The sequence below is a fragment of the Anaerofustis sp. NSJ-163 genome (assembly GCF_024135845.1).
Classification (GTDB): Bacteria; Bacillota; Clostridia; order Eubacteriales; family Anaerofustaceae; genus Anaerofustis; species Anaerofustis butyriciformans.
In genome coordinates, this window is sequence record NZ_JAMYJV010000002.1 from 63,989 (window position 1) to 85,348 (window position 21,360).

Annotated in this window: 25 protein-coding genes; 12 read left to right on the forward strand and 13 right to left on the reverse strand. The window is 27.8% G+C overall.

Annotation, left to right across the window (positions count from 1 at the left end; translation table 11 throughout):
• Positions 1-58 precede the first annotated feature (58 nt).
• The 4 genes from M6G78_RS02560 to lepB all read left to right on the forward strand — a co-directional run bounded on the left by M6G78_RS02560 (position 59) and on the right by lepB (position 4,354).
• Positions 59-2,356 carry a DUF5317 domain-containing protein gene (locus M6G78_RS02560; RefSeq protein ID WP_138269208.1) on the forward strand — a complete coding sequence of 766 codons (2,298 nt, stop codon included), beginning with the start codon at positions 59-61 and terminating at the stop codon, positions 2,354-2,356.
• A 46-nt stretch (positions 2,357-2,402) separates the two neighbouring features.
• Complete coding sequence (locus M6G78_RS02565) at positions 2,403-3,092, forward strand: ThiF family adenylyltransferase (RefSeq protein ID WP_138269209.1); 690 nt, start codon at positions 2,403-2,405, stop codon at positions 3,090-3,092.
• 2 nt (positions 3,093-3,094) lie between these two features.
• Complete coding sequence (locus M6G78_RS02570) at positions 3,095-3,766, forward strand: uracil-DNA glycosylase (protein ID WP_171020635.1); 672 nt, start codon at positions 3,095-3,097, stop codon at positions 3,764-3,766.
• 69 nt (positions 3,767-3,835) lie between these two features.
• On the forward strand, positions 3,836-4,354 hold the full coding sequence (gene lepB, locus M6G78_RS02575) for a signal peptidase I (RefSeq protein ID WP_138269211.1): 519 nt from the start codon (positions 3,836-3,838) through the stop codon (positions 4,352-4,354).
• A 28-nt stretch (positions 4,355-4,382) separates the two neighbouring features.
• On the opposite strand, the gene M6G78_RS02580 is transcribed toward lepB, so the two are convergent.
• Positions 4,383-5,165 carry an MBL fold metallo-hydrolase gene (locus tag M6G78_RS02580; protein ID WP_138269212.1) on the reverse strand — a complete coding sequence of 261 codons (783 nt, stop codon included), beginning with the start codon at positions 5,163-5,165 and terminating at the stop codon, positions 4,383-4,385.
• A gap of 183 nt (positions 5,166-5,348) precedes the next feature.
• On the opposite strand from M6G78_RS02580, the gene M6G78_RS02585 reads away from it, so the two are divergent.
• From M6G78_RS02585 to M6G78_RS02610, 6 genes are all read left to right on the forward strand, one after another.
• A complete protein-coding gene (locus M6G78_RS02585) occupies positions 5,349-5,843 on the forward strand; it encodes a hypothetical protein (RefSeq protein ID WP_138269213.1) in 495 nt (164 codons plus the stop codon).
• 13 nt (positions 5,844-5,856) lie between these two features.
• Positions 5,857-6,555, forward strand: coding sequence for a response regulator transcription factor (locus M6G78_RS02590; RefSeq protein WP_138269214.1), 699 nt, complete (start codon positions 5,857-5,859; stop codon positions 6,553-6,555).
• A complete protein-coding gene (locus tag M6G78_RS02595; protein WP_171020636.1) occupies positions 6,545-7,963 on the forward strand; it encodes a cell wall metabolism sensor histidine kinase WalK in 1,419 nt (472 codons plus the stop codon). The genes M6G78_RS02590 and M6G78_RS02595 overlap by 11 nt, the downstream gene beginning before the upstream one ends.
• A 14-nt stretch (positions 7,964-7,977) precedes the next feature.
• Positions 7,978-8,898, forward strand: a complete 921-nt coding sequence (locus M6G78_RS02600; protein ID WP_253229535.1) for a serine O-acetyltransferase — start codon at positions 7,978-7,980, stop codon at positions 8,896-8,898.
• An 88-nt stretch (positions 8,899-8,986) separates the two neighbouring features.
• Positions 8,987-9,193, forward strand: coding sequence for a DUF378 domain-containing protein (locus tag M6G78_RS02605; RefSeq protein ID WP_207669798.1), 207 nt, complete (start codon positions 8,987-8,989; stop codon positions 9,191-9,193).
• A 109-nt stretch (positions 9,194-9,302) separates the two neighbouring features.
• Positions 9,303-9,638, forward strand: a complete 336-nt coding sequence (locus tag M6G78_RS02610) for a DUF134 domain-containing protein (RefSeq protein ID WP_253229536.1) — start codon at positions 9,303-9,305, stop codon at positions 9,636-9,638.
• A gap of 22 nt (positions 9,639-9,660) precedes the next feature.
• On the opposite strand, the gene M6G78_RS02615 is transcribed toward M6G78_RS02610, so the two are convergent.
• The 10 genes from M6G78_RS02615 to M6G78_RS10335 form a co-directional block, all read right to left on the reverse strand.
• Positions 9,661-9,999 carry a histidine triad nucleotide-binding protein gene (locus M6G78_RS02615; protein ID WP_138269218.1) on the reverse strand — a complete coding sequence of 113 codons (339 nt, stop codon included), beginning with the start codon at positions 9,997-9,999 and terminating at the stop codon, positions 9,661-9,663.
• Between the two features lie 11 nt (positions 10,000-10,010).
• Positions 10,011-10,706 carry an SDR family oxidoreductase gene (locus tag M6G78_RS02620; RefSeq protein WP_138269219.1) on the reverse strand — a complete coding sequence of 232 codons (696 nt, stop codon included), beginning with the start codon at positions 10,704-10,706 and terminating at the stop codon, positions 10,011-10,013.
• 6 nt (positions 10,707-10,712) lie between these two features.
• Positions 10,713-11,405, reverse strand: a complete 693-nt coding sequence (locus M6G78_RS02625) for a 2-C-methyl-D-erythritol 4-phosphate cytidylyltransferase (protein ID WP_138269220.1) — start codon at positions 11,403-11,405, stop codon at positions 10,713-10,715.
• A 26-nt stretch (positions 11,406-11,431) separates the two neighbouring features.
• Positions 11,432-12,634 carry a CDP-glycerol glycerophosphotransferase family protein gene (locus tag M6G78_RS02630; protein ID WP_138269221.1) on the reverse strand — a complete coding sequence of 401 codons (1,203 nt, stop codon included), beginning with the start codon at positions 12,632-12,634 and terminating at the stop codon, positions 11,432-11,434.
• A 23-nt stretch (positions 12,635-12,657) separates the two neighbouring features.
• Entirely contained in the window at positions 12,658-14,043 is a 1,386-nt protein-coding gene (locus M6G78_RS02635) for an ABC transporter ATP-binding protein (protein WP_138269222.1), read from the reverse strand.
• A gap of 9 nt (positions 14,044-14,052) precedes the next feature.
• Positions 14,053-14,880 carry an ABC transporter permease gene (locus M6G78_RS02640; RefSeq protein WP_253229537.1) on the reverse strand — a complete coding sequence of 276 codons (828 nt, stop codon included), beginning with the start codon at positions 14,878-14,880 and terminating at the stop codon, positions 14,053-14,055.
• Between the two features lie 139 nt (positions 14,881-15,019).
• Positions 15,020-15,562 carry an NADH peroxidase gene (locus M6G78_RS02645; protein ID WP_138269224.1) on the reverse strand — a complete coding sequence of 181 codons (543 nt, stop codon included), beginning with the start codon at positions 15,560-15,562 and terminating at the stop codon, positions 15,020-15,022.
• Positions 15,563-15,633: 71 nt separating this feature from the next.
• The gene (locus tag M6G78_RS02650) at positions 15,634-16,032 is read right to left on the reverse strand and encodes a Fur family transcriptional regulator (protein WP_207734419.1); all 399 of its coding nucleotides are present in this window, start codon (positions 16,030-16,032) and stop codon (positions 15,634-15,636) included.
• 258 nt (positions 16,033-16,290) lie between these two features.
• On the reverse strand, positions 16,291-16,743 hold the full coding sequence (locus M6G78_RS02655; RefSeq protein WP_347559331.1) for a small multi-drug export protein: 453 nt from the start codon (positions 16,741-16,743) through the stop codon (positions 16,291-16,293).
• 106 nt (positions 16,744-16,849) lie between these two features.
• The gene (locus tag M6G78_RS10335; protein WP_138269226.1) at positions 16,850-17,602 is read right to left on the reverse strand and encodes a M23 family metallopeptidase; all 753 of its coding nucleotides are present in this window, start codon (positions 17,600-17,602) and stop codon (positions 16,850-16,852) included.
• A gap of 202 nt (positions 17,603-17,804) precedes the next feature.
• Here M6G78_RS10335 and prfA point away from each other — a divergent pair, with 202 nt between their 5' ends.
• A complete protein-coding gene (prfA, locus tag M6G78_RS02665; protein WP_138269227.1) occupies positions 17,805-18,872 on the forward strand; it encodes a peptide chain release factor 1 in 1,068 nt (355 codons plus the stop codon).
• A 29-nt stretch (positions 18,873-18,901) separates the two neighbouring features.
• On the opposite strand, the gene M6G78_RS02670 is transcribed toward prfA, so the two are convergent.
• Entirely contained in the window at positions 18,902-19,948 is a 1,047-nt protein-coding gene (locus M6G78_RS02670) for a glucosaminidase domain-containing protein (protein ID WP_253229538.1), read from the reverse strand.
• A gap of 136 nt (positions 19,949-20,084) precedes the next feature.
• Here M6G78_RS02670 and M6G78_RS02675 point away from each other — a divergent pair, with 136 nt between their 5' ends.
• A complete protein-coding gene (locus M6G78_RS02675; protein WP_138269229.1) occupies positions 20,085-20,669 on the forward strand; it encodes a hypothetical protein in 585 nt (194 codons plus the stop codon).
• Between the two features lie 26 nt (positions 20,670-20,695).
• Here M6G78_RS02675 and M6G78_RS02680 read toward each other — a convergent pair whose 3' ends face one another.
• Entirely contained in the window at positions 20,696-21,337 is a 642-nt protein-coding gene (locus M6G78_RS02680) for a flavin reductase (protein ID WP_138269230.1), read from the reverse strand.
• Between the last annotated feature and the right edge of the window lie 23 nt (positions 21,338-21,360).

Sequence of the window (21,360 nt, forward strand, 5' to 3'; positions counted from 1 at the left end):
TTATAAATATTTTTTTAAGAAAAAACTTTAGCTTTTACAGTTAAGAAAGGAATTAATTATGTTTTTACTTGAAATCGCGATTATCTCCATAATAGTGGGACTGATAAGAAAAGGTAGTATAAAAAACTTTTTTGTGGGAGGACTTAGAGGTTGGTACATTTTTTTAGTATCAATAATTTTATTCATGTCACAAAAAGTTTTGGCATTGGCTGGAGTTACAGCTTTAAATGATTATGCTTTTTGGATAACAATAGTAGCATACATACTTTTATTTATCGGGCTATTCTTGAATCTAGAAGGAATATGGGTTTATGCACTTTTAATTGGGGCATTAATGAATTTTGTAATTATAGTTTTAAACGGAGGTTTAATGCCTGTAAGTGAATCAGCATTAAATATTGCCCTAGGAGATGCCGCAGCAACGTACACTGCAAATTTTGCCGCAACAATGTCCGTTGCAACTGATTCAACAATTTTTCTATGGAAATATTTAGGTGCAATTATTCCGTTACCATTACCTTCAATTTTTGCGGAAGTATTAACTCCTGGAACAATTATCATGGCAATTTCGTCATTTGGTTTCATTCAAAGTATTATGACAACAGAATATATGGATGAAGACGAATATGAACAATACATGAAAGAGTTAAGCAGTGAAGACAAAAAAGATGCTCCATTACTTGATGAAGCAAAAGAAGAAAAATATGATGATGAACCAGCAGATAATGAAATAGATTATACATCTATGGATAGTGATGACATTTTTGATAATGAAGCTAACGATAATGATGTTGAAGATACTACCGAAAACGTAAGTCTAGATGAAGAGTTAGAAGAATTATCAAATGAAGAACCGGAAGAAGAAACAGACTATTTTGCAGACTTCGATTTAGAAGATTTAAGAGATGATGAAGAAGAAACTAATGAAGATGATTTATCAGAAATTGAAGAAGAAGGCGCAAAATTAGAAGACGAAGATTTATTAAAAGAACTTGAAGACGAGTTTAATGCCGGTGAAGAAGAATTATTTGCTGAAGATGACTCTTTAGATTCTCTTATAGATGATGCATTATCAGAAGATGAACTTGATAATGAACAAGAAGAAGAACCTGAAGAAGTTGAAGAAGTAACCGAAGAAATTGAAGTTGATGATGATGAAAATGATTTAGATATTCCTCTTGAAGCCGCAGCATTGGCAGCAAATGAAGATACAAATGACAATAAAGATTCTGACCTTGAAGACTTATTAACAGAAGCCTTAGGCGATGATGAAGAAGATGAAGAAATTCAAGAATTATTAAATGAACTTAGAAGTCTTTCAGAAGATGATACAACAGCTGAAAATGACATTAAACAAAACGAAGAATCGTTAGATATCGCAGAAGATGAAAACGAAGAAGAAAATAATGAAGAAATTGATTATGATTTCTTTAAAGACGAAGATGAAAATGATAATGAAATAGAAGAAGTAACAAATGAAGATCTTTCTCAAACTGTTGAATATGAAGAAGATGAAGAACAAAAAGACATGTTAAGTGATGAAGATGAGGAAGTATCTACAGAAGAACCTATCGTTGCATCAAGAAATAATATTCAAGATGCAAAAGACTTCTTAAATAAAGTAGGAAAACAAAAACAAGAAAAAACAGCTGATCCTGTAAATCCAATGCCTGATGTAGATGTAGACAGTCCATTCATAATAACAGATGGAAGAATAGTTGAAAATCCTTATTATAAATTTAAAAAAGGAACAACTACAAGAAGAGAAGAAGCAGTGTCTTCACCTCAAATAGATGATAACGGAATTTACGTTATGAGTTCTGGAGAATTAGCAAAAGTAAAAGGCGGAAAAGTTCAACCTAAAATTCCACCAAAAGACGAAACAAAAACACAAGTAAAAAAGACTAATATCCCAAACATGACTTATACTCCTGGCTTTGATAAAGAAGAAGAAAAACCACAAAAAGAACAATATACTCCTATAACAACAAAGCTGGAAAAAGACGAAGAAAGAAAATCTTCAAAGATTCCTACTAATGATTATTCTTCAAGAATACCTATGGATAATCCTTACGATAATAAACAAGAAAAACAAACAAGACCAAAAAGACAATATAGAAGATATTCTCCAACATCAGAACAATTGGAAAGAGAACCTAATATGACAATCATAAATGACTCTTCAACAGGAAGAACAATAAAAAGAGACTCAAGATATCCAAGAGAAGAAGTTCTTCCAACATATAAAGACTCAGTCATTGATGAAAATGGAAAAGAAGTTCCAAATCCATATGAAAAAGTAGAAATGAAAATTGGAGATGTGGAAATAAAATTTTGGAAAAAAGATAATCAATAAAAAATAGCCACGGTATTCCCGTGGTTATTTTTATAAGGAGAAGAAAATGCGATTTTATAAAAACGAACTTCTTATAGGAAAAGAAAACGTCGAAATGTTAAAGAGCAAAAACGTTCTTTTAATTGGATGCGGAGGCGTTGGAGGTTACTGCGCAGAAGCATTAATAAGAAGTGGAATATATAATATAACAATAGTTGACAATGACAAAGTAGATATAACGAATTTAAACAGGCAAATTATAGCTTTAGAATCTACAATAGGTAAATATAAAGTTGATGTACTAAAACAGCGTATAATGGATATAAACCCCAATGCAAACGTAATTAAATTAAAGACTTTTATTAATAAAGAAAATATTCCTCAAATTGTAAACAATGAATTTGATTATGTTATTGATGCAATTGATTCAATGACAAGTAAGATTGATTTAATAGAATATTGTTATAAAAATAATATTAAAATTATCTCTTCAATGGGAATGGGAAACAGACTTTCCCCTGAAAATATTGTAATTACAGATATTTTTAAAACTAAGTATTGCCCAATGGCTAAAATAATAAGAAAAGAACTAAGGAAAAGAAATATAAAAAAACTTACAGTATGCTATTCAAAAAATGAAGTTAATAAAAAATATCAAACGCCATCAAGTATGATGTTTGCACCAAGTGTTTGCGGTATAACAATGGCTTATAAAGTTATAAATGATTTTATTAATGATAATAATGCGGAGGAATAAAAATGGCAATTGAATTTAAAAATGACTGGCAGGATTTATTAAAAGACGAATTTCAAAAAGACTATTATAAAGAAATAAGAAAAAAACTTGTTTATGAGTACAAACATTATAAAATTTATCCTGATATGTTTGACATATTCAATGCACTTCACTATACATCATATGAAGATACAAAAATATGTATTATAGGACAAGATCCATACCATGGAGTAGGACAAGCACATGGTTTGTCTTTTTCAGTCAGAAAAGGTGTAGCTCCTCCCCCTTCCCTACTTAACATATTTAAAGAACTTGAAGATGATCTTGGAATAAAGCGTCCGACAACAGGATGTTTAGAACCATGGGCAAGACAAGGAGTTCTTCTTTTAAATGCAGTATTAACGGTACGTGCAAACCATGCAGCAAGCCACAGAAATCTAGGCTGGGAAGAATTTACAGATAAAATAATATCTTTACTAAACGAAAGAGAAAAACCTCTTGTATTTATTCTTTGGGGAAACTTTGCAATTTCCAAAAAGAAACTTATAACAAATCCTAATCATTTAATACTAACAAGCCATCACCCAAGCCCTTTATCTGCTTCAAGAGGATTTTTCGGAAGCCATCCTTTTTCAAAAGCAAATAAATTTCTTATGGAACATGGTCAAACACCTATAGATTTTTCATTAGAATAACAAAAAAGCCTTTACAAATTAATTTATTAGAAGTATATTATACTAAGACTAATTTTTAGGGAGATAAAAATGGTAAAAGGTATAAAAGAAATTTTCAGCTGGGGATTAACAATATTAATTGCAATTATTCTTGCACTTGTAATAAGAACATTTATATTTGAACCTGTAATGGTTAAACAAACAAGCATGTATCCAACGTTAAATGATTCGGATAAAGTTATTGCAAGTAAGATTTCTTATATTATTTCTGATCCTCAGTTCCAAGATATAGCAGTAGTAAAAATTGATGAAAACAATGATTATGTAAAAAGAGTTATAGGACTTCCGGGAGATACTGTTGAAATTAAAAATTCTAAAGTTTATGTTAACGGAGAACAAATATATGAACCTTACATTTCAGAAGATTTGGTTTACGATGATTATCCTCTAACAACAGTACCTGAAGGAAAATATTTTGTTCTTGGAGATAATAGACCAAACTCAAAAGACAGCAGGTCTGCAGAAATAGGTTTTATTCCAAGAGAAAATTTTAAATCAAAAATAGTATTTAGAATTTTACCTTTCTCGGACTTTGGAAAGGTTGAATAAAAAAAAAGAGCTTTTATTAAGCTCTTTTTTATTTTATTGTCATATCTTCCCCAGGATTTGTAAAGAAATCTGTTGGAGGAAGTTCTCTTTCATATTTTTTAAATACTCTAAATGTATTATATAACCAATTACCTTTATCAAGATTTTTATCTGGTAAATGAACAATTATTACCCTTCTTGGATTAAGTCTGTTTATTATTTCTCTTCCTGCTTTTAAAGCAATATAAGGGAAAGGAGCAATTAAAACATCAACATCTTTTTCAAAAATTCCAGCTTCTTTAAAATTCTCAACAACAGGTGCACTATCCCCAAGATGCATAAAAGTCTTTCCACCAAATTCAAAATAATAAGCAAAGTTTTCTACATCTTCATAATTTTTACCGTCATGAGGTAAAGAAATAACTTCAAATGATACATTCTTGATACTTGCTAAAATTGATTTGAAAAAAGGAATTTCAAATTCGTGCACTTGAGAAACTATAATAGGATCAAAATTTGCACTTTCCTTTAATCTTTCCATAACAGTACAAGTACAAATAAGTTGTGTTAATCTGTTATTTTTTAAAATCTCACATACACAAGAAGCATCAAAATGTTCAATATGATGATGAGTAAAAACTAAAATATCTATTTTATCATATGGAGCAACTCCATCTATAATTTTTTGCATTGTTTCTTTTTTAACGCTAAAATAAGGTGGTACAGGTTTAATATGAACTCCATCAATTAAAATCTTTTTACCTTTATTTTCAAACAATACTCCCGCGTTAGCTATATATTCTATGGTTACATTTTTCTTATTAAATGCCATCAATACACTCCTAAATTATTTATTTAATTGTATTTATTATACATTGTTTTTTACTCATTCTCAAGTTAATATAATTTGTTTTTAATAATAAACAAATTTTAATCTAATATATTTGTATTATTATTTAATAAAATATGATTATATATTATAATTAAAATATATTTTAATTCAAAGAGGGAAAATATGAAGTTAGATGAAAATAAAATTGAAATGTTAAGAGATGCTACTGGCAGAGATTACGGTTTTTGCGAAAAGGCTTTAATACGTTCAAGAAATAATTATGAAAAGGCTTTAGAGTATATTATAAATTATGATGAAAGATATATAATAAGACTATATAAACATATTGTATCAATAAGTTTTGGAGAAAAAAGTTATCGTTTTAAAATTAATTATATGAATGAAAATATAATGGATATACCATTACTTCTACCTATATTAATTTGTATTATTGTTCCAATACCTTCAATTTTTATAGGTCTTTTCTTAGTATTTATAATGATAACAAATTCATCAATCACAATGGATTTAGTAAATAGTGAAGATGTTATTATTCCTTATAAACGAAATAAAATAAAAAAGAAAACAAATAAAAATATAAATAATGTAAATACATACGTTAATCATACAAAAATTTCAAAAGATGAAGATGGATTCAATATTATTGATATAATGTAACCAGGAGGAAAAAATGAACGAAATATTACTTATAGAAGACGAATTAAAAATCGCACGTTTTTTACAATTGGAACTGACACATGAGGGATATAACTTAACAATAGCTACAGAAGGAAGAGACGGGCTTATTAAAGCTATGGACGATAAATTCGACCTAATTATACTTGATTTAATGCTTCCTAATTTAAGCGGAATAGAGATTTGCAGAAGACTAAGATCAAATAACATTCAAACACCTATAATAATGCTTACAGCAAAATCAGATGTTTCAGATAAAGTTATGGGGCTTGATATAGGTGCAGACGATTATATGACTAAACCTTTTGCAATAGAAGAACTTCTCGCAAGAATAAGAAAAATTTTATCAAGATCAAAACGAGAAAATGAAAAAAAAGAAAAAGAAGCAATAATTAAAGCCGGTAAAATAGTTTTAAACAAAAATACTTATTCAGCACATTTTGACAATGAAGAAATATCCCTTACAAAAAAAGAATTTGAACTTTTAGAATATCTTATGATAAATAAAAATATAGTTCTAACAAGAGAGCAAATCGTTAGTAATGTATGGGGATATGATTATGAATCAGAAACAAATGTTACAGATGTATATATAAGATATTTAAGAAGTAAAATTGATCAAAAATACAACACACATTATATTAGAACAGTAAGAGGAATAGGCTATCAATTTAAAGATGATGATGAAGAATAGTAAAAAAGAGAAAAAAAGAAGGAGAAAAAATAGTCAGAGCATAAAGCAAAAAACGGCTCTATGGTATACATACCTTTATTTGGTAATTGCCGTAGTAGCTGTTATTGTGCTGTCTATTTCTCTTTTACAATCAACATATGATGAAGCATATAATGAAAGCAGTAAAATTAATAATACCGTTACAAAAATTTTAAAAAACGGAAGATTTGAAGATAAAAATTATATAATAGAAAATATTGAAAACATAGAAAAAAAATACAAACAATCAATAATATCAATTATAAATACAAACGGAGATTATTATCTTTTAGAAAAAAATGATAATATAGAAACATATATTAAAGATTTAAAATATAATTATTTATTTGAAGCCTTCCCAAGAATATCATTATTAAATAAAGGATATTTGGTTAGTTCAAGAGATATTAAGACAGATAACGGAATATATAAACTTCTTATTTTTTATTCCGCCAAACCTTTTATAGAAAGATTAACAACAGTAATTCCTCCTGTTTCTATTGTTCTATGTTTTGGTGCACTTATTATTCTTATTCTTGGAAGAATGAAACTAGGAAAAACTTTAGCTCCAATAAACCAAATGAACAGAACAACAAGAAAAATAACCGCAGAAAATCTAGATTTAAGACTTGATGTATCAGAAGCAGAATATGAACTTAAAGAACTTGCCAAAACAACAAACGAAATGATAGATTCATTCCAGGATGCATACGAAAAACAAGAAAGATTCGTTTCTGATGTTTCTCACGAACTTAGAACTCCTATTTCAGTTATTTCCGGATATGGTAACATGTTAAAACGCTGGGGTAAAAAAGATGAAGAAATTTTAGACGAAAGTGTTGATTCTATCATTTTTGAAGCTGAAAATATGAAAAATCTTGTTAACAGATTATTATTTTTAGCAAAATATGATAAAAAGAAAATAAACTATAATTTTGATAAAGTAAATTTAACAGACAGTGTAAATCTAATTATAAAAGATTTTACAATAACCCATCCTGATATTACATTTATAAATAATATAGATAAAAATATATATATAAATGCTGATGAGTTTAGGATAATAGAAGTAATTAGAATAATAATAGATAATGCAATAAAATATTCAAATAATAATGTTACATTAAAAATCAATTTACAAAGTAAAGACAATAATGCTATACTATCTATTAAGGATAATGGAATGGGGATAAAAGAAGAAGATTTAAAAAATATTTTTGATAGATTCTACAGAACAGATAAATCAAGAAATAAAGAAACAGGCGGAATGGGACTTGGACTTAGTATTGCAAAATCCATTATTCTGGACCATAAAGGTAAAATAAGAGTTAGGACTAAAGAAAATGTCGGTAGTGAATTTATAATAACATTACCTTTATTAGAAGAATAAAAAGGAGACATAATATGATAAACATGAAACAATGGCTTGAAACAAGAAGCAAGGAAATATCAAGTCAAGTTGTTGAAATCAATCAAAAAGAACTTACAGATGAAGGCATCAGCGGCTTTGGCATGAAATTAAAAGTTAACGAAATCATAAAGAATCTTGAAGCAGGACTCTTCCCTACCATATATGAAAAAGATTTGGATAATAATGAATTTATAAACATATATGTTAGAAAAAGATTAAATACTGCTGCAATGGAGCTTAACAGTATAATAAGAGAAGTCTACATAAACATGTGTGACAATGAAAATAAAAATAAAAATTGTACAAAATGTAAAGAAAAAGCTGATGAAGCAACCATTAAGTTTATGGAAAGCATACCAAAGGTAAGAGAGTATTTATCAACAGACATTGTAGCTGCTTATAACGGAGATCCTGCTGCTATGAGCATTGAAGAAATACTTTTAAGCTATCCTTACCTTGAAGCAATTACAATACAACGACTTGCACATGAGCTATTTAACTTAAAGGTACCTCTAATTCCAAGAATAATGACAGAATATGCACATACAAAAACAGGAATTGATATTCATCCAGGAGCACAAATAGGAAAATATTTCTTTATAGACCATGCAACGGGAGTTGTTATAGGAGAAACTTGCGTTATAGGCAATAATGTAAAACTTTATCAAGGAGTTACTCTTGGAGCAAAAAGTTTTGAACTTGATGAAAATGGTAACCCTGTAAAAGGAGTTAAACGTCATCCAAATATTGAAGATAACGTAATTATATATGCCGGAGTAACTATTCTTGGAGGCAGTACTACAGTTGGTGAAGGCTCTATAATCGGAGGTAATGTTTGGTTGACAACAAGTGTACCTAAGAATTCAAGAGTATATAACAATACACCTGATAATTTAATAGAAGTTGCAAAATAAGACTTGTATATTTTACAAGTCTTTTTTATTTAAAAATCATAAAATTTTCTTTTTGGGAAAAAATAAAATAGAAAATTTCTAAAAAGGAGTGAAAAAGATGAATAAGCTATTTTTATTATTAGTTATCATTGGTGCTATAAACTGGGGGCTTATCGGCTTTTTTCAATTTGATTTGGTTGGAGCATTATTTGGTGGTCAATCATCAATAGTAAGCAGAATAATCTTTGCTTTAGTTGGAATAAGCGGATTATATTCTCTAAGTTTCTTTAATAAAGTAGATAATAATATGGACTAATTATTTATATGTAAAGCTGACATAACGTCAGCTTTTATTTTACATAAATATTGACAAAAAAATAAATCCTATTTAATATTATATATAAATAAATTAAGGACGTGAAAAAATGCCAAGACCTACAAAATGCAAAAATGTTTGCAAAATGCCTATATCAAATACTTTTATATCACAAAACAATAATAGCGAAACAACAACTTTGACAGTAGAAGAATATGAAGTAATAAGACTTATGGACAACGAAAATTTTTCACAAGAACAATGTGCAAAATGGATGAATGTTTCAAGAGCAACTATTCAAATATTATATACAAGTGCCAGAAAAAAAATTGCTAACTTTTTAACAAAAGGTGGAAAGCTAATTATTGATGGCGGTAATTATAAAATATGTGATTGTAACAGCGAAGAATGCAACTGTACAAATTGTAACTGCCATAAAAAATAAAAGAGCATATAAAATGCTCTTTTTAAGCTTCCCAAGATAATTTTTTTCCTGCTAATAAATGGAAATGTAAGTGATGAACACTTTGACCTCCATCTTCACCGCAGTTATTTATAATTCTAAATCCTTTTTCATCAAAGCCCTGATCTTTCGCAATTTTTTTACATACTGCAAAAATATGATTAATTATCTTATCTTCGTCATCAACATCTAAAATAGATGAATAATGTTTTTTGGGAACTACCAAAGCATGAAAAGGTGCAATAGGTTCGATATCTTTAAATACATATACAAGTTCATCTTCATAAACTTTAGTTGAAGGAATTTCACCTGCTATTATTTTACAAAAAAGACAATCACTCATTTTATTACCCCCTATTTTTGTCTTACAATAATATCTTGTCCATCTAAACAGTTTTCTCCTGTTCTTAACAAGTTTGCAATTACTTCCGCAACATCTTCAGGTTGCATTATTGTTGTTGGATCTTCTTCTGGAGCTAAAATCCTTCTAAGCTCAGTAGCACATCTTCCAGGAGAAATACAATAAACTTTAATTTTATAATCTCTAAGTTCATCAGCTAATGTTTTAGAAAGAGATATTACTCCGGCTTTTGCAGCTGCATAAGCCACCCAACCAGGTCTTGAAGTAGATCCTGCTGTTGAAGCTATATTTAAAATTTTAGCGTCTTTACCTTTCATATATCTCACACATGCTCTAATCATTACAAGCATAGAAACAGTATTGATTGTAAATGTTCTTTCGAAATTATCATTTGTCGTATCAAGTAAAGCTGTAGGATTTACAAAACCAGCTCCATTTATAAGTAAGTCTATAGAACCAAATTGTTTATAAATTTCATCGACTTTTTTATCAATTCCATCCAAATCCATCATATCATTAGGTAAAACCATAACATTACATTTAGGATTCATCATTTCTTTTGTTTTATTTAAATTATCAACATTTCTTGCCATTAAGACAATGTTATCTATACCTTCTTCATTACTCATTTTTATAGCTGTAGCTCTACCTATACCTTGACTTGCTCCAGTAATAATACATGTTTTCATTTTATATTATTCCTTTCCTACTATAAATTCTTTATATATCTGTTCACATGTTACCAAATCAACAGGCGTAGTTATTTTTATATTGTATAAAGAACCTGGTAAAACTTTAATTTTTTTATCAGGATTATAATGATAGAATAAAGATGCATCTTCTGTAAAAAATAATTCTTCTTCTCTTGCTTTTTCGTGAGCTTCAAGTAATAATTTTAATTCAAATTTATGTGGAAGCTGAACATTTACAAGCTCATCTCTTACCAAATTTTCAGATATAAAATTATCTTTTTGTTTTAAAACTGTAAAAGGGATATCTAGTCCATAAATTGCATTATCATTTTCATCATTAATTAATTCTTCATATTCCTTTTTACTTACAAAAGGTCTTACCGCTTCATGAACAATAACACTGTCTACATCTTCAAGATATTTACATCCTATATATGTTGATTCCTGTCTACTTTTACCACCTTCAACACATAAAATATTTTTTTGAATGTTGTGGTTAAAAATTAATCTTTGCATTTCTTCAATATGTTCTTTAGGCGAACAAATAACAACCTTTTCTATTTCTTCAATTTTTTCAATTTTTTCAAGCACATGAAGAATAATAGGTTTTCCTCCAAGTAATAAAAACTGTTTGGGTACAGGTCTCCCCATTCTTTTACCTATACCACCGGCTAAAATGATCATTCCTGTTGACATTTTAACTCCTCCTTAAAAGTATAATTTTATTTTATAATATTAGGTTTAATTAATTCATTTACAAATCTTTCACTGGCTTTACCATCAGCAACTTCAAATGTTTGATTTTTAAAATCTTTTACTTTATCCATTTCAAAATTACCATTTTTTATATCCATTGCCATAGATATGGTATCAGTATAAACTTTTCCTGGAAGATCTTTATGAAAATCTATATAAAAACCTCTTTCATCAATATAATCATAGTAATCACTTGCAAAAAACATCATAGGTCTTTCAAGTAAAGAATATTCAAATATTGCAGATGAATAATCTGTAATCATTATATCACTTATCATCATTAATTCATTTATATCAGGATAATCGCTTACATCAAACAAGAAACCTTTTAAATCATCATTAATCTTATATTTTTCCGTTATCCATGGATGAAGTTTTAATAATATAATATATTTTTCACCTATATTTTCTTTCATAACAGAAAAATCTAAATCATCTTTAAAATATGCATCTGTTTTATGTTCACCTCTAAATGTAGGCGCATATAATATAATTTTTTTATCTTTTGGAAGATTATACATATTACATACTTTTTCAGGTAGCATACTTTTTAATTCTTCGTTAAAAAAAACATCTGTTCTAGGTATACCAATATTAGTAACAAATTTATCCATTCCCACATTAAAAGCTTCAGCATAAAATTTTGCATTATACTGACTACCCATCAAGCAATAAGTATAATTTGTATGAATTGGGCTGATTTCAAGATCCTTTTTACTAATACCAAAATTTCTATCTAAAACACTATAACCAACTTTCTTAAATCCACCACTTGCATGCCAAACTTGTATTACAACTGTTTTCTTCTTGGTTTTAATAACATACAAAGGAAAATAATGGGCATCTAAAATAATAAAATTTGCAGTTGCCATATGATATTCTGATAACATATTTTTAAGTAAATATTTAATCTGGTTTTTTAAACCTTTTTTTCCTGCAATATTAAACATACATACAGTTTTTAAATTTAAATTTTGCCTTTTTATTTCATCATAAATATATTTAGGATTTCTATCCAATTTATCTGTATTATTAGCAACAAAAACAACCTTTTTTTGTATAGGTAAAATATATGAAATATAAAAAGATGCTCTTAATAAAAATTTTGCTGTTCTTCTTTTTAAACTTTGTCCTTTGGTTATTGATTTTTGTTCAACTTTATTAGACATAATGTTTATTCCTCTTTATATAACTATAATTTAAACATATTCTCAATGAACTCGTCAGTCAAGGTTCCGTTATTCTTTCGTTCTTCGAGTAACAATTCATCTTTCATAGTCTTATACGGTATTTCATAAACACCATCACCATGATAATCTTTACTATTAATTATTAATCTTCTTATAGTAGCAAATTTAAAATGAAGACCTGCTTCATTATTCCATAATTCACCAGCCACTCTATAAGTTCCCGGAAGTAATTTTAAATTTGGTAAAATAATTCTATATACATGTCGTCCCATTGAAGATTCAACTGTATTATCTGCATTTTGCTTACTTGTTGCAAAAATAACTCTGTCTTCGATATCTCTAATAGAAAAAGAAGCAACTAAATCATTTTCTATTTCTTTTTTAACTTCATATTCAACTTCAAAAACCAAAGATGATCCATATTGAAATCTCATTCTATTATTCAAATCAACATCTGTGTTTATAAATCTCGTTTTTATTACTTCTAAAATATCTTTTTTTTCAAAAATTTCATTTTCTTTTTCCTGGCTTTCTCTTTCTTGAATCCTCTTTTTTGTCCTTACTTCTTTTAAATAGTCCTCGTAAAGTTTCGTTACCATATCGGTATCACCTTTAGCCATTAGTTCCCCATCTTTTATCCACATAGCTTTCGTACAAAACCCACGAATAGTAAATAAACTATGACTTACAAAAAGAATTGTTTTCCCTTGTTTTCTAAACTCTTCAATTTTTGATAAACATTTTAATTTAAAAGTATCATCCCCTACTGCCAAAGCTTCATCAACTATTAATATATCAGGTTCAACATTTACACTTATTGCAAAACCAAGTCTTGACTTCATACCGGAAGAATAAGTTCTTACAGGCTGATATAAATGATCTCCTATATCTGCAAACTCAATTATATCCGGAATTCTTTTTTCCATTTCATCCAAAGGAATTCCAAGAGTAGTTGCTTTCAAAAATATATTTTCATATCCCGTAAGTTCTTTATCGAATCCTGATGTAAGCTCTAACAATGCTGAGATTCTACCATGAACTTCTATATTTCCTTTTGTGGGAGTAACAACTCCTGTAATCATTTTTAGTAAAGTAGATTTACCAGAACCATTTACTCCAAGTATACCAATTGTTTCACCTTTCGGGAACTTGACATTAATATCTTTTAAAGCATAAAACTCACCATATTTAACTTTATCTGAAAAAGCATTAACAACTCTATGCCAAGCCTTTTTATATATTTTATACATCTTTGTAACATTATTAACGCTAACAGCAACATTTTCATCCGGAATATTATCAGGCCAATCTTTTAACATAGTTGCTTTCATTTCATCTGTAATTTCTATATTAACATCAACTGAATTTCTTGTAAATTTTTTTGCCATAATACCCTCCTATAATACATCCGAAAACTCATTATGGAGTTTTTTGTAAAGATATGCAGTTAACAATGTAAATAATAAAGTAAATACTAGCATATATATCGTATATGCAGGTCTTTCAAAAAACCATGTTTTAAATAAAAACGTATCTCTATATCCTTGTATAAAATAATAAAAAGGATTAAGTTTAAGTATTTTAAATAATAAAGACCCTTCTGCTAATTTTGATGGTGCCCAAACAACTGGAGATAACCAGAAAAAAATCATTGTTGTTGATTTTATAAGTTGTTCAAAGTCTCTGCTTATTACAGATAAAGTTGATAAAAAGGTACATAACACACAACTAAAAAAGAATAAAAAGCCGGTATAATATATAATCTGAAAATAATATATATTTGGATAATATCCGCAAATAAAAAGTACTATAAATACAAGAACTAATAGTATTAAATGCGTAAAAAATAACGACATTACATTATATATAGGAATTGTTTCTATAGGAAACACAACCTTTGTAACCAAATAACTATCTCTTCTAATAGAAGAAATACCTATATGCATAACATCGTTAATATAAAACCAAGCTATTATACCTGCCATTAACCAAAAAATAAAAGGAATATTACCATCCATTGGTTTTCCTCCTCTTATGCCGATTTGAATACCAAACCAATATACAAAAATAAATAATATAGGTTTTACAAGTGACCACCCCACACCTAATGCTGACCCTGAATATCTTTTTTTAAGGGTCATTTTAGCCATTGCCATAGATTTTTTTCTGTTTTTAATATTCGATTTAAATATTTCAATAAAACTAATAATTGCTTCTTTTAACATTATTATAATTCCTCACGATAAATTTATTTTTTACCATAATTTATCTAATTATAATACTATAACTATAAAAAAAAGTCAAATTGACAATAATTTTAACATAAAAAAAAGCCTTATAAAAAGGCTTTTTTTATGTATTTTATTAACCAAAATATCTTTGAAGTAATCCTTCAAAAGCTTTACCATGTCTAGCTTCATCTCTAGCCATTTCATGAACTGTATCATGAATTGCATCAAGATTAGCTTCTTTAGCTCTTTTAGCTAAATCAAATTTACCTGCTGTTGCACCATTTTCAGCTTCAACTCTCATTTCAAGGTTTTTCTTTGTGCTGTCTGTTACAACTTCACCTAATAATTCTGCAAATTTAGCAGCATGTTCAGCTTCTTCATAAGCAGCTTTTTCCCAGTAAAGACCGATTTCTGGATAACCTTCTCTGTGAGCAACTCTTGCCATTGCAAGATACATACCTACTTCTGAACATTCTCCTTCAAAGTTTGCTCTTAAATCAGCAATAATATCTTCGCTTACACCTTTAGCAACACCAACAACGTGTTCAGCAGCCCATTCTCTTTCTCCGCTCATTTCCTTAAATTTTTCTGCAGGAACATGGCATTGAGGACATTCTGCTGGAGGATTTTCTCCTTCATGAACATAACCACATACTGTACATACCCATTTTTTCATAATTAATTATCTCCTTTTATATATATTTATTTTATTTTTTATTTAAATAGTTTTTTAACTATTATAAGCTTTTACATTTCTACAACAAGTCTTTGATTATCATCAAACCCGTTATTTTCTTTTATTTCTTTTAAACTTTTTTCTATATTGTTGCAATGTTCTTCATCAAAGTAATCCATAATTTCATTTGTTTTTGTATTATATACATGAATGTGAAACTTTGTATTTGCATCAAAACGCATCATATTATTTTCATCATCTCTAACTTTTATTATCACTCCATTTTCAACAAATGCATCTAAAATATTATAAACTGTTGCAAGAGAGAATTTATTTCCCAAAGAATTTAAATGTTCTTTTACCATATCAGCACTTGGGTGTTCTTTACTTGACATAAGATATTCTAAAACTGCAATTCTATTTGGAGTTGCTTTTAACCCATGACTTCTTATGATTTCTTTTAAATCCATATTTTTAATTTTCTCCCCTTTCTTATTTAAATTGGAATGATTATAATTTAATTATATATATATAATTTATTTTGTCAATACTTTTTTTATTTTTATATAATATTTTTTTATATATTTAATATTAAATAACTTTTTATCGTTAAAATTTATTGATTTTGTATATAATGTTATAAAATAATTATCTATCATAAAAAAAACAGATATTTAAAAAAAAGTAAACATCTGAATTTCAAATATTTCCCTAATACAATTTTGCATTTACACAATTGTAGTAACACCAAAAGTTAACAATGTAATAATAAAACCAGCAGTTAACACCCCTGCAAAAATAGGTAAGATTGCATCTTTTAATCTAATATCTAAAAATGCAGCAACTAAAGCTCCCGTCCATGCACCTGTACCGGGAAGAGGTATCGCAACAAAAATAAAAAGTCCTAATTTTTGATATTTTTTTACCTTTTCTCCCTTTAAATGAGCTTTATTTTCAAGTTTATCTACCATATCATTTAATTTAGGCATATATTTTCTAATAAAAGAAAAAATTCTTCTTATAAACAAAATTATAAAAGGCACAGGTATAAGGTTTCCTATTACGGCAGCAATATATGCTTCAAGTAATGAAAGCCCCGATGCAACACCAATGGGAAGTCCACCTCTAAGCTCTATAATAGGTATCATAGATATAAACAATGTATAAAAAAAACTTTTCAATTTTTACCACCCAATATATTATATTTCTTATAAATAATATATTATATAAAATAAAATGTCAATTAAATAAAAGCGATACGTTATAATTATTGTACCGCTTTTTATATTATTTTAATAATGTAGAAGGATTAATATTATCTGCACCTTGTTTTACTTCAAAATGTAAATGATAATCGTCAGCTATTTCAAACGAAGAACTTTTCCCAACAGTTCCTATAACTTCACCTTTATTTATTATATCTCCTTTTTCAACATTTAACTTCTTATTTAAATTTGAATAAATACTGTATAAATTATTCCCATGGTCTATTTCAACACTATACCCTAGCCTTTCATCATAATATACTCTTTTCACCTTTCCATACAAGATACTTTTTACATTTTCATTTTTATTTGATTTTAAATCAATTCCTTTATGATCAGATATATACTCTTGTAAAGTATTTGAATATACAGGAGTTGTATTATAGCTATAATCCATAATTATTTCTGCACTTTGTACTGGACGCGAAATATTTGATAAATCTAATTTAGCAGTATTTAAAACATCTTTTGTTTTTTCGTTTTCTTCAACGTCAATATTTTCATCATCTTTTGTCTCTTCTGTTTTATCTTCATTATTTATATTTAATGATTCACTGCTTTTATTTTTATTACTTCCTTTATTTAACTCTTCATTCATAACGGACTTTTCTTCTACTCTATCATCGCCCACATCAGCAACATTTAAATTACTTTTGTTTATAATACCTCCAAACATTACTCCTAAAATAAGCATCACGGAAAAAGCAACACATATTTTTGAAAGAAACTTTTCTTTTTGCCCCATTTTAATTTTTTTTCTTATTCTTTTTTTCACCTTATAAATCCTCCCGGCATCAATGTCTTTTTATATATTTTTATTATTGCCAAAGAATACTTCTTTAAACATTATTTATTCACTTATAAAACATAAAAAAATTTGTTTAAAAAAATTTCTTTTAAAATGTAAATAAGAAAAAATACTTTTAAAATAAGGTTTTTTGGTGTATAATTCCATAAGAGAACACGGAGGGGTATATATGTTAGAAAAATTAAAATCTATAGAAAACAGATTTAATGAAGTAAATAAAGATATTATAAATCCTGAAATTATGAATAACCACGAGTTATATACGCAGTTATTAAAAGAACATTCTCATTTAGAACCAATTGTTAATGCATATAAAAAATATGCAAGTGTTATGGAACAGTTAAGTGAAAATAAAGAAATGCTTAATGAAAGTGATGATGATGAATTCAAAGAAATGATTCTTGATGATATTGCAGATTTAAACAATCAAAAAGACGAACTTGAAAAAGAAATAAAGATATTACTAATTCCGAAAGACCCTAACGATGAAAAGAACGTTATCGTTGAAATCAGAGCCGGGGTTGGAGGAGATGAAGCTGCTCTTTTCGCTGGAGATCTTCTTAGAATGTATACAAGATATGCAGAAAGAAAGAATTGGAAAGTTGAAATGTTATCAACTAACGAAATCGGTATTGGAGGATATAAAGAAGCTGTATTCTCTATTCAAGGAAAAGGTGCTTACTCAAGACTTAAATATGAAAGTGGAACACATAGAGTTCAAAGAATACCTGATACTGAATCAAGCGGAAGAATTCACACTTCAGCAATAACAGTTGCAGTTTTACCTGAAGCAGAAGACGTTGAAGTAAATATTGATCAAAATGATTTAAGAATTGACGTTTACCGTTCAAGCGGTAACGGCGGACAAAGTGTAAATACTACTGACTCTGCAGTTAGAATTACACATATCCCATCAGGTATCGTTGTTGCATGTCAAGATGAAAAATCACAACTTAAAAACAAAGATAAAGCTTTAAAAATATTAAAAGCAAGATTATTTGAAATTGAACAAAGAAAGCAACAAGAAGCAATTGCAAGCGACAGAAAAAGTCAAATAGGAAGCGGAGACAGATCTGAAAGAATCAGAACATACAATTTCCCTCAAGGTAGAGTTACAGATCATAGAATAGGATTAACATTATATAAATTAAATGATGTACTTGACGGAGATATAGATGAATTCATCGACAACTTAATTGTTAAAGATCAATCAGAACAAATGGGAATAGAAGAATAAAAAAAGAGGACTGGTAACAGTCCTCTTTTTTATAGCTTATTTAATGCTGAATTTCTTTTTTCACTTATAATACTATAATAGTTATACATATTTCTTGCGACCTTATCATCCCATGTTGAACTTGAAGCATATCTTTTATTTACATCACTTATAGTTTTACCATTATATAAAGATGCACCTTCTTTTAAATAATTATTTGCAAGTCCTTTTGCAACATCATCAATACATTCTGCTTTTGAAGAATATCCGCTTGAGCCATAACCAAACATATTATTGGGTTTAAAACATATTGTCCCATTTGCACTTTCCATTGATGCAATTGCTACAAGAAATAAACAGTTAACACCATAATCCTCTTCCGCCTTTACAAAAGCTTCTTCAAGCCCCACAAGATTTTGTTTTGTAATATAACTTAATTCTTTAGCTGTTACACCGCTGGGTTTACTTACATCCATACTGTAAATTTCACTTAATGAAAAACTTTTCAGCTTTTCTTCTTTCTTCACTTTACTTACTGTATATTCACGTAAACTATCTGAAATATTCACTTCTTTGGCATTAGCAGCAACATTAACAGCCTTTTGTTTTTCAAGTTCAATTGCATTATATTTTATATCATTATATTTATATACACCTATACAAGTCGTTAAAATACAACCACATAATACTATAGCTGTAATTTTTAAAATTTTCTTTTTTTGTTTTTCCTTTGGAATTGCTGTCTTTAATTCTTTTTCAACATGTTCCAGTTCTTCTTTTATCTTTTTTACATCACTTATTATTACATCATTATTATTTTCTACTTCCTTTTTATCCTCATTTTCATGAGAAAATTCTTCGATAGTTTCTTCTATTAGCTTTTCGGCATTTTCAAGGTCTAAAAGTGCACTTTCAAAAGATATGTCTTCACTATCAAAAGAAGCTATATTTTTATTTGTAATTTCATTAACTTCATCTTTAACTTCTTTTTTTTCATCTTTTAAAGTATCTTTTATTATACGATGACGCATTAAAAATTCTTTTTCTCTTTTATTCAGCCTCATCGTTTTTTTCACTTTAACTTTTTTATTTTTCATTTATATTTCCTTTATATAATTAGAACTATTTGAAGATATTTTACTTCTTTTATAAATAAATGTCAAAAATTTAATTATTTTATTGAAAGATACAAATTTTATATATACAATATAACTATTAAAGTGAGGTAAAAACATGAAAAAATTAGTATCTCTTTTATTAACATTATTAATTATTTTAAGTCTTTTCGGATGTACTTTTGTAAAACCGGAAGAAAAAACAGAAGAATTTTTATCTGCAATAAAATCAGGGAATAAAGATATTTTGATGGGATATGCAGATAATGAATATATAAATATGCTCGTAAACTCTTCTGGAGATGAAGAAACATTAAATAAAATATATACGAACCTTTTCAAAAATTTTAGTTATAAAATTATTTCTACATCAATAGATGAAAAAACAGAAAATGCAAATATTAAAGTAGAAATAACAAATGTAAGTTTTAAAAATGTACTAAAAAATTATGAAAAAGAATCTTATGATTATATTGTAGACAATTTATATTCTTCATCAAAAACAAAAAAATCAAATTTAAACAATCAATGCCTAAAAATTCTAGCAAATGAAATAGAAGATGCAGCAAAATCAACCAAAACAACTACACAAACTGTAGAAATAAAACTTACGAAAAATGAAAATTACAGTTATGATCTAACGATTGACGATACATTAATGGATGCATTGACAGGAGGCTTAATAAGCAGCATAAAAAAATAAAAGACACTTTTAAAGTGTCTTTTTTATTATTCTACTTTTTTAAATTTATCCGGTCCTGCTCCACAAATAGGACATTTATAATCTTCTGGAAGAGGATCTCCTTCATAAACATATCCACAAATAGTACATACGTATTTTACACCATCATATTTTTTTTCTTCTTCTTTTTCAGGTATATAAGTAGGTGCATTTTTTGCTGTTTTACCTCTTATAACTTCATGATAATATGCATATGTCATTTGTCTCTTAGATTCATCATAAACCTCACCTGCGATAACTTTTCCTAAAAATACAGTATGAGTGCTTGTTTCCATTTTATCAATTACTTCACATACAACATAACCGGCACTATCTTTTACAACAGGAACACCTTCAACCATTTCATAATCAACATTTTCAAACTTATCATTGTCTTTACCACTTTTAAATCCAAAATTTCCAATCAAATCAGGATTTGAATTTTCACTTAAAATTGAAAATGCAAATTTTCCTGTTTTTTCTATACAACCATTCGTATAGTTATTATGATTTACGCTCAAAGCTATTGTTGCAGGCTCAGAAGTAATTTGCATAATACTGTTTACTGTACATCCAGTTGGTCTTTCACCATCCATTGTTGAAGCAATATATACTCCATAAGACATTTTTCTAAAAATATTTACGTTCATTTTTTTCACCTTATTTCCTTTAT

What these genes read in the sequence shown, in the direction of transcription:
- M6G78_RS02560 (WP_138269208.1), top strand. Translation starts at nt 59, where the DNA reads ATGTTTTTACTTGAAATCGCGATTATCTCCATAATAGTGGGACTGATA.
- M6G78_RS02565 (WP_138269209.1), top strand. Translation starts at nt 2,403, where the DNA reads ATGCGATTTTATAAAAACGAACTTCTTATAGGAAAAGAAAACGTCGAA.
- M6G78_RS02570 (WP_171020635.1), top strand. Translation starts at nt 3,095, where the DNA reads ATGGCAATTGAATTTAAAAATGACTGGCAGGATTTATTAAAAGACGAA.
- lepB (WP_138269211.1), top strand. Translation starts at nt 3,836, where the DNA reads ATGGTAAAAGGTATAAAAGAAATTTTCAGCTGGGGATTAACAATATTA.
- M6G78_RS02580 (WP_138269212.1), bottom strand. Translation starts at nt 5,165, where the DNA reads ATGGCATTTAATAAGAAAAATGTAACCATAGAATATATAGCTAACGCG.
- M6G78_RS02585 (WP_138269213.1), top strand. Translation starts at nt 5,349, where the DNA reads ATGAAGTTAGATGAAAATAAAATTGAAATGTTAAGAGATGCTACTGGC.
- M6G78_RS02590 (WP_138269214.1), top strand. Translation starts at nt 5,857, where the DNA reads ATGAACGAAATATTACTTATAGAAGACGAATTAAAAATCGCACGTTTT.
- M6G78_RS02595 (WP_171020636.1), top strand. Translation starts at nt 6,545, where the DNA reads ATGAAGAATAGTAAAAAAGAGAAAAAAAGAAGGAGAAAAAATAGTCAG.
- M6G78_RS02600 (WP_253229535.1), top strand. Translation starts at nt 7,978, where the DNA reads ATGATAAACATGAAACAATGGCTTGAAACAAGAAGCAAGGAAATATCA.
- M6G78_RS02610 (WP_253229536.1), top strand. Translation starts at nt 9,303, where the DNA reads ATGCCAAGACCTACAAAATGCAAAAATGTTTGCAAAATGCCTATATCA.
- M6G78_RS02615 (WP_138269218.1), bottom strand. Translation starts at nt 9,999, where the DNA reads ATGAGTGATTGTCTTTTTTGTAAAATAATAGCAGGTGAAATTCCTTCA.
- M6G78_RS02620 (WP_138269219.1), bottom strand. Translation starts at nt 10,706, where the DNA reads ATGAAAACATGTATTATTACTGGAGCAAGTCAAGGTATAGGTAGAGCT.
- M6G78_RS02625 (WP_138269220.1), bottom strand. Translation starts at nt 11,405, where the DNA reads ATGTCAACAGGAATGATCATTTTAGCCGGTGGTATAGGTAAAAGAATG.
- M6G78_RS02630 (WP_138269221.1), bottom strand. Translation starts at nt 12,634, where the DNA reads ATGTCTAATAAAGTTGAACAAAAATCAATAACCAAAGGACAAAGTTTA.
- M6G78_RS02635 (WP_138269222.1), bottom strand. Translation starts at nt 14,043, where the DNA reads ATGGCAAAAAAATTTACAAGAAATTCAGTTGATGTTAATATAGAAATT.
- M6G78_RS02640 (WP_253229537.1), bottom strand. Translation starts at nt 14,880, where the DNA reads ATGTTAAAAGAAGCAATTATTAGTTTTATTGAAATATTTAAATCGAAT.
- M6G78_RS02645 (WP_138269224.1), bottom strand. Translation starts at nt 15,562, where the DNA reads ATGAAAAAATGGGTATGTACAGTATGTGGTTATGTTCATGAAGGAGAA.
- M6G78_RS02650 (WP_207734419.1), bottom strand. Translation starts at nt 16,032, where the DNA reads ATGGATTTAAAAGAAATCATAAGAAGTCATGGGTTAAAAGCAACTCCA.
- prfA (WP_138269227.1), top strand. Translation starts at nt 17,805, where the DNA reads ATGTTAGAAAAATTAAAATCTATAGAAAACAGATTTAATGAAGTAAAT.
- M6G78_RS02670 (WP_253229538.1), bottom strand. Translation starts at nt 19,948, where the DNA reads ATGAAAAATAAAAAAGTTAAAGTGAAAAAAACGATGAGGCTGAATAAA.
- M6G78_RS02675 (WP_138269229.1), top strand. Translation starts at nt 20,085, where the DNA reads ATGAAAAAATTAGTATCTCTTTTATTAACATTATTAATTATTTTAAGT.
- M6G78_RS02680 (WP_138269230.1), bottom strand. Translation starts at nt 21,337, where the DNA reads ATGAACGTAAATATTTTTAGAAAAATGTCTTATGGAGTATATATTGCT.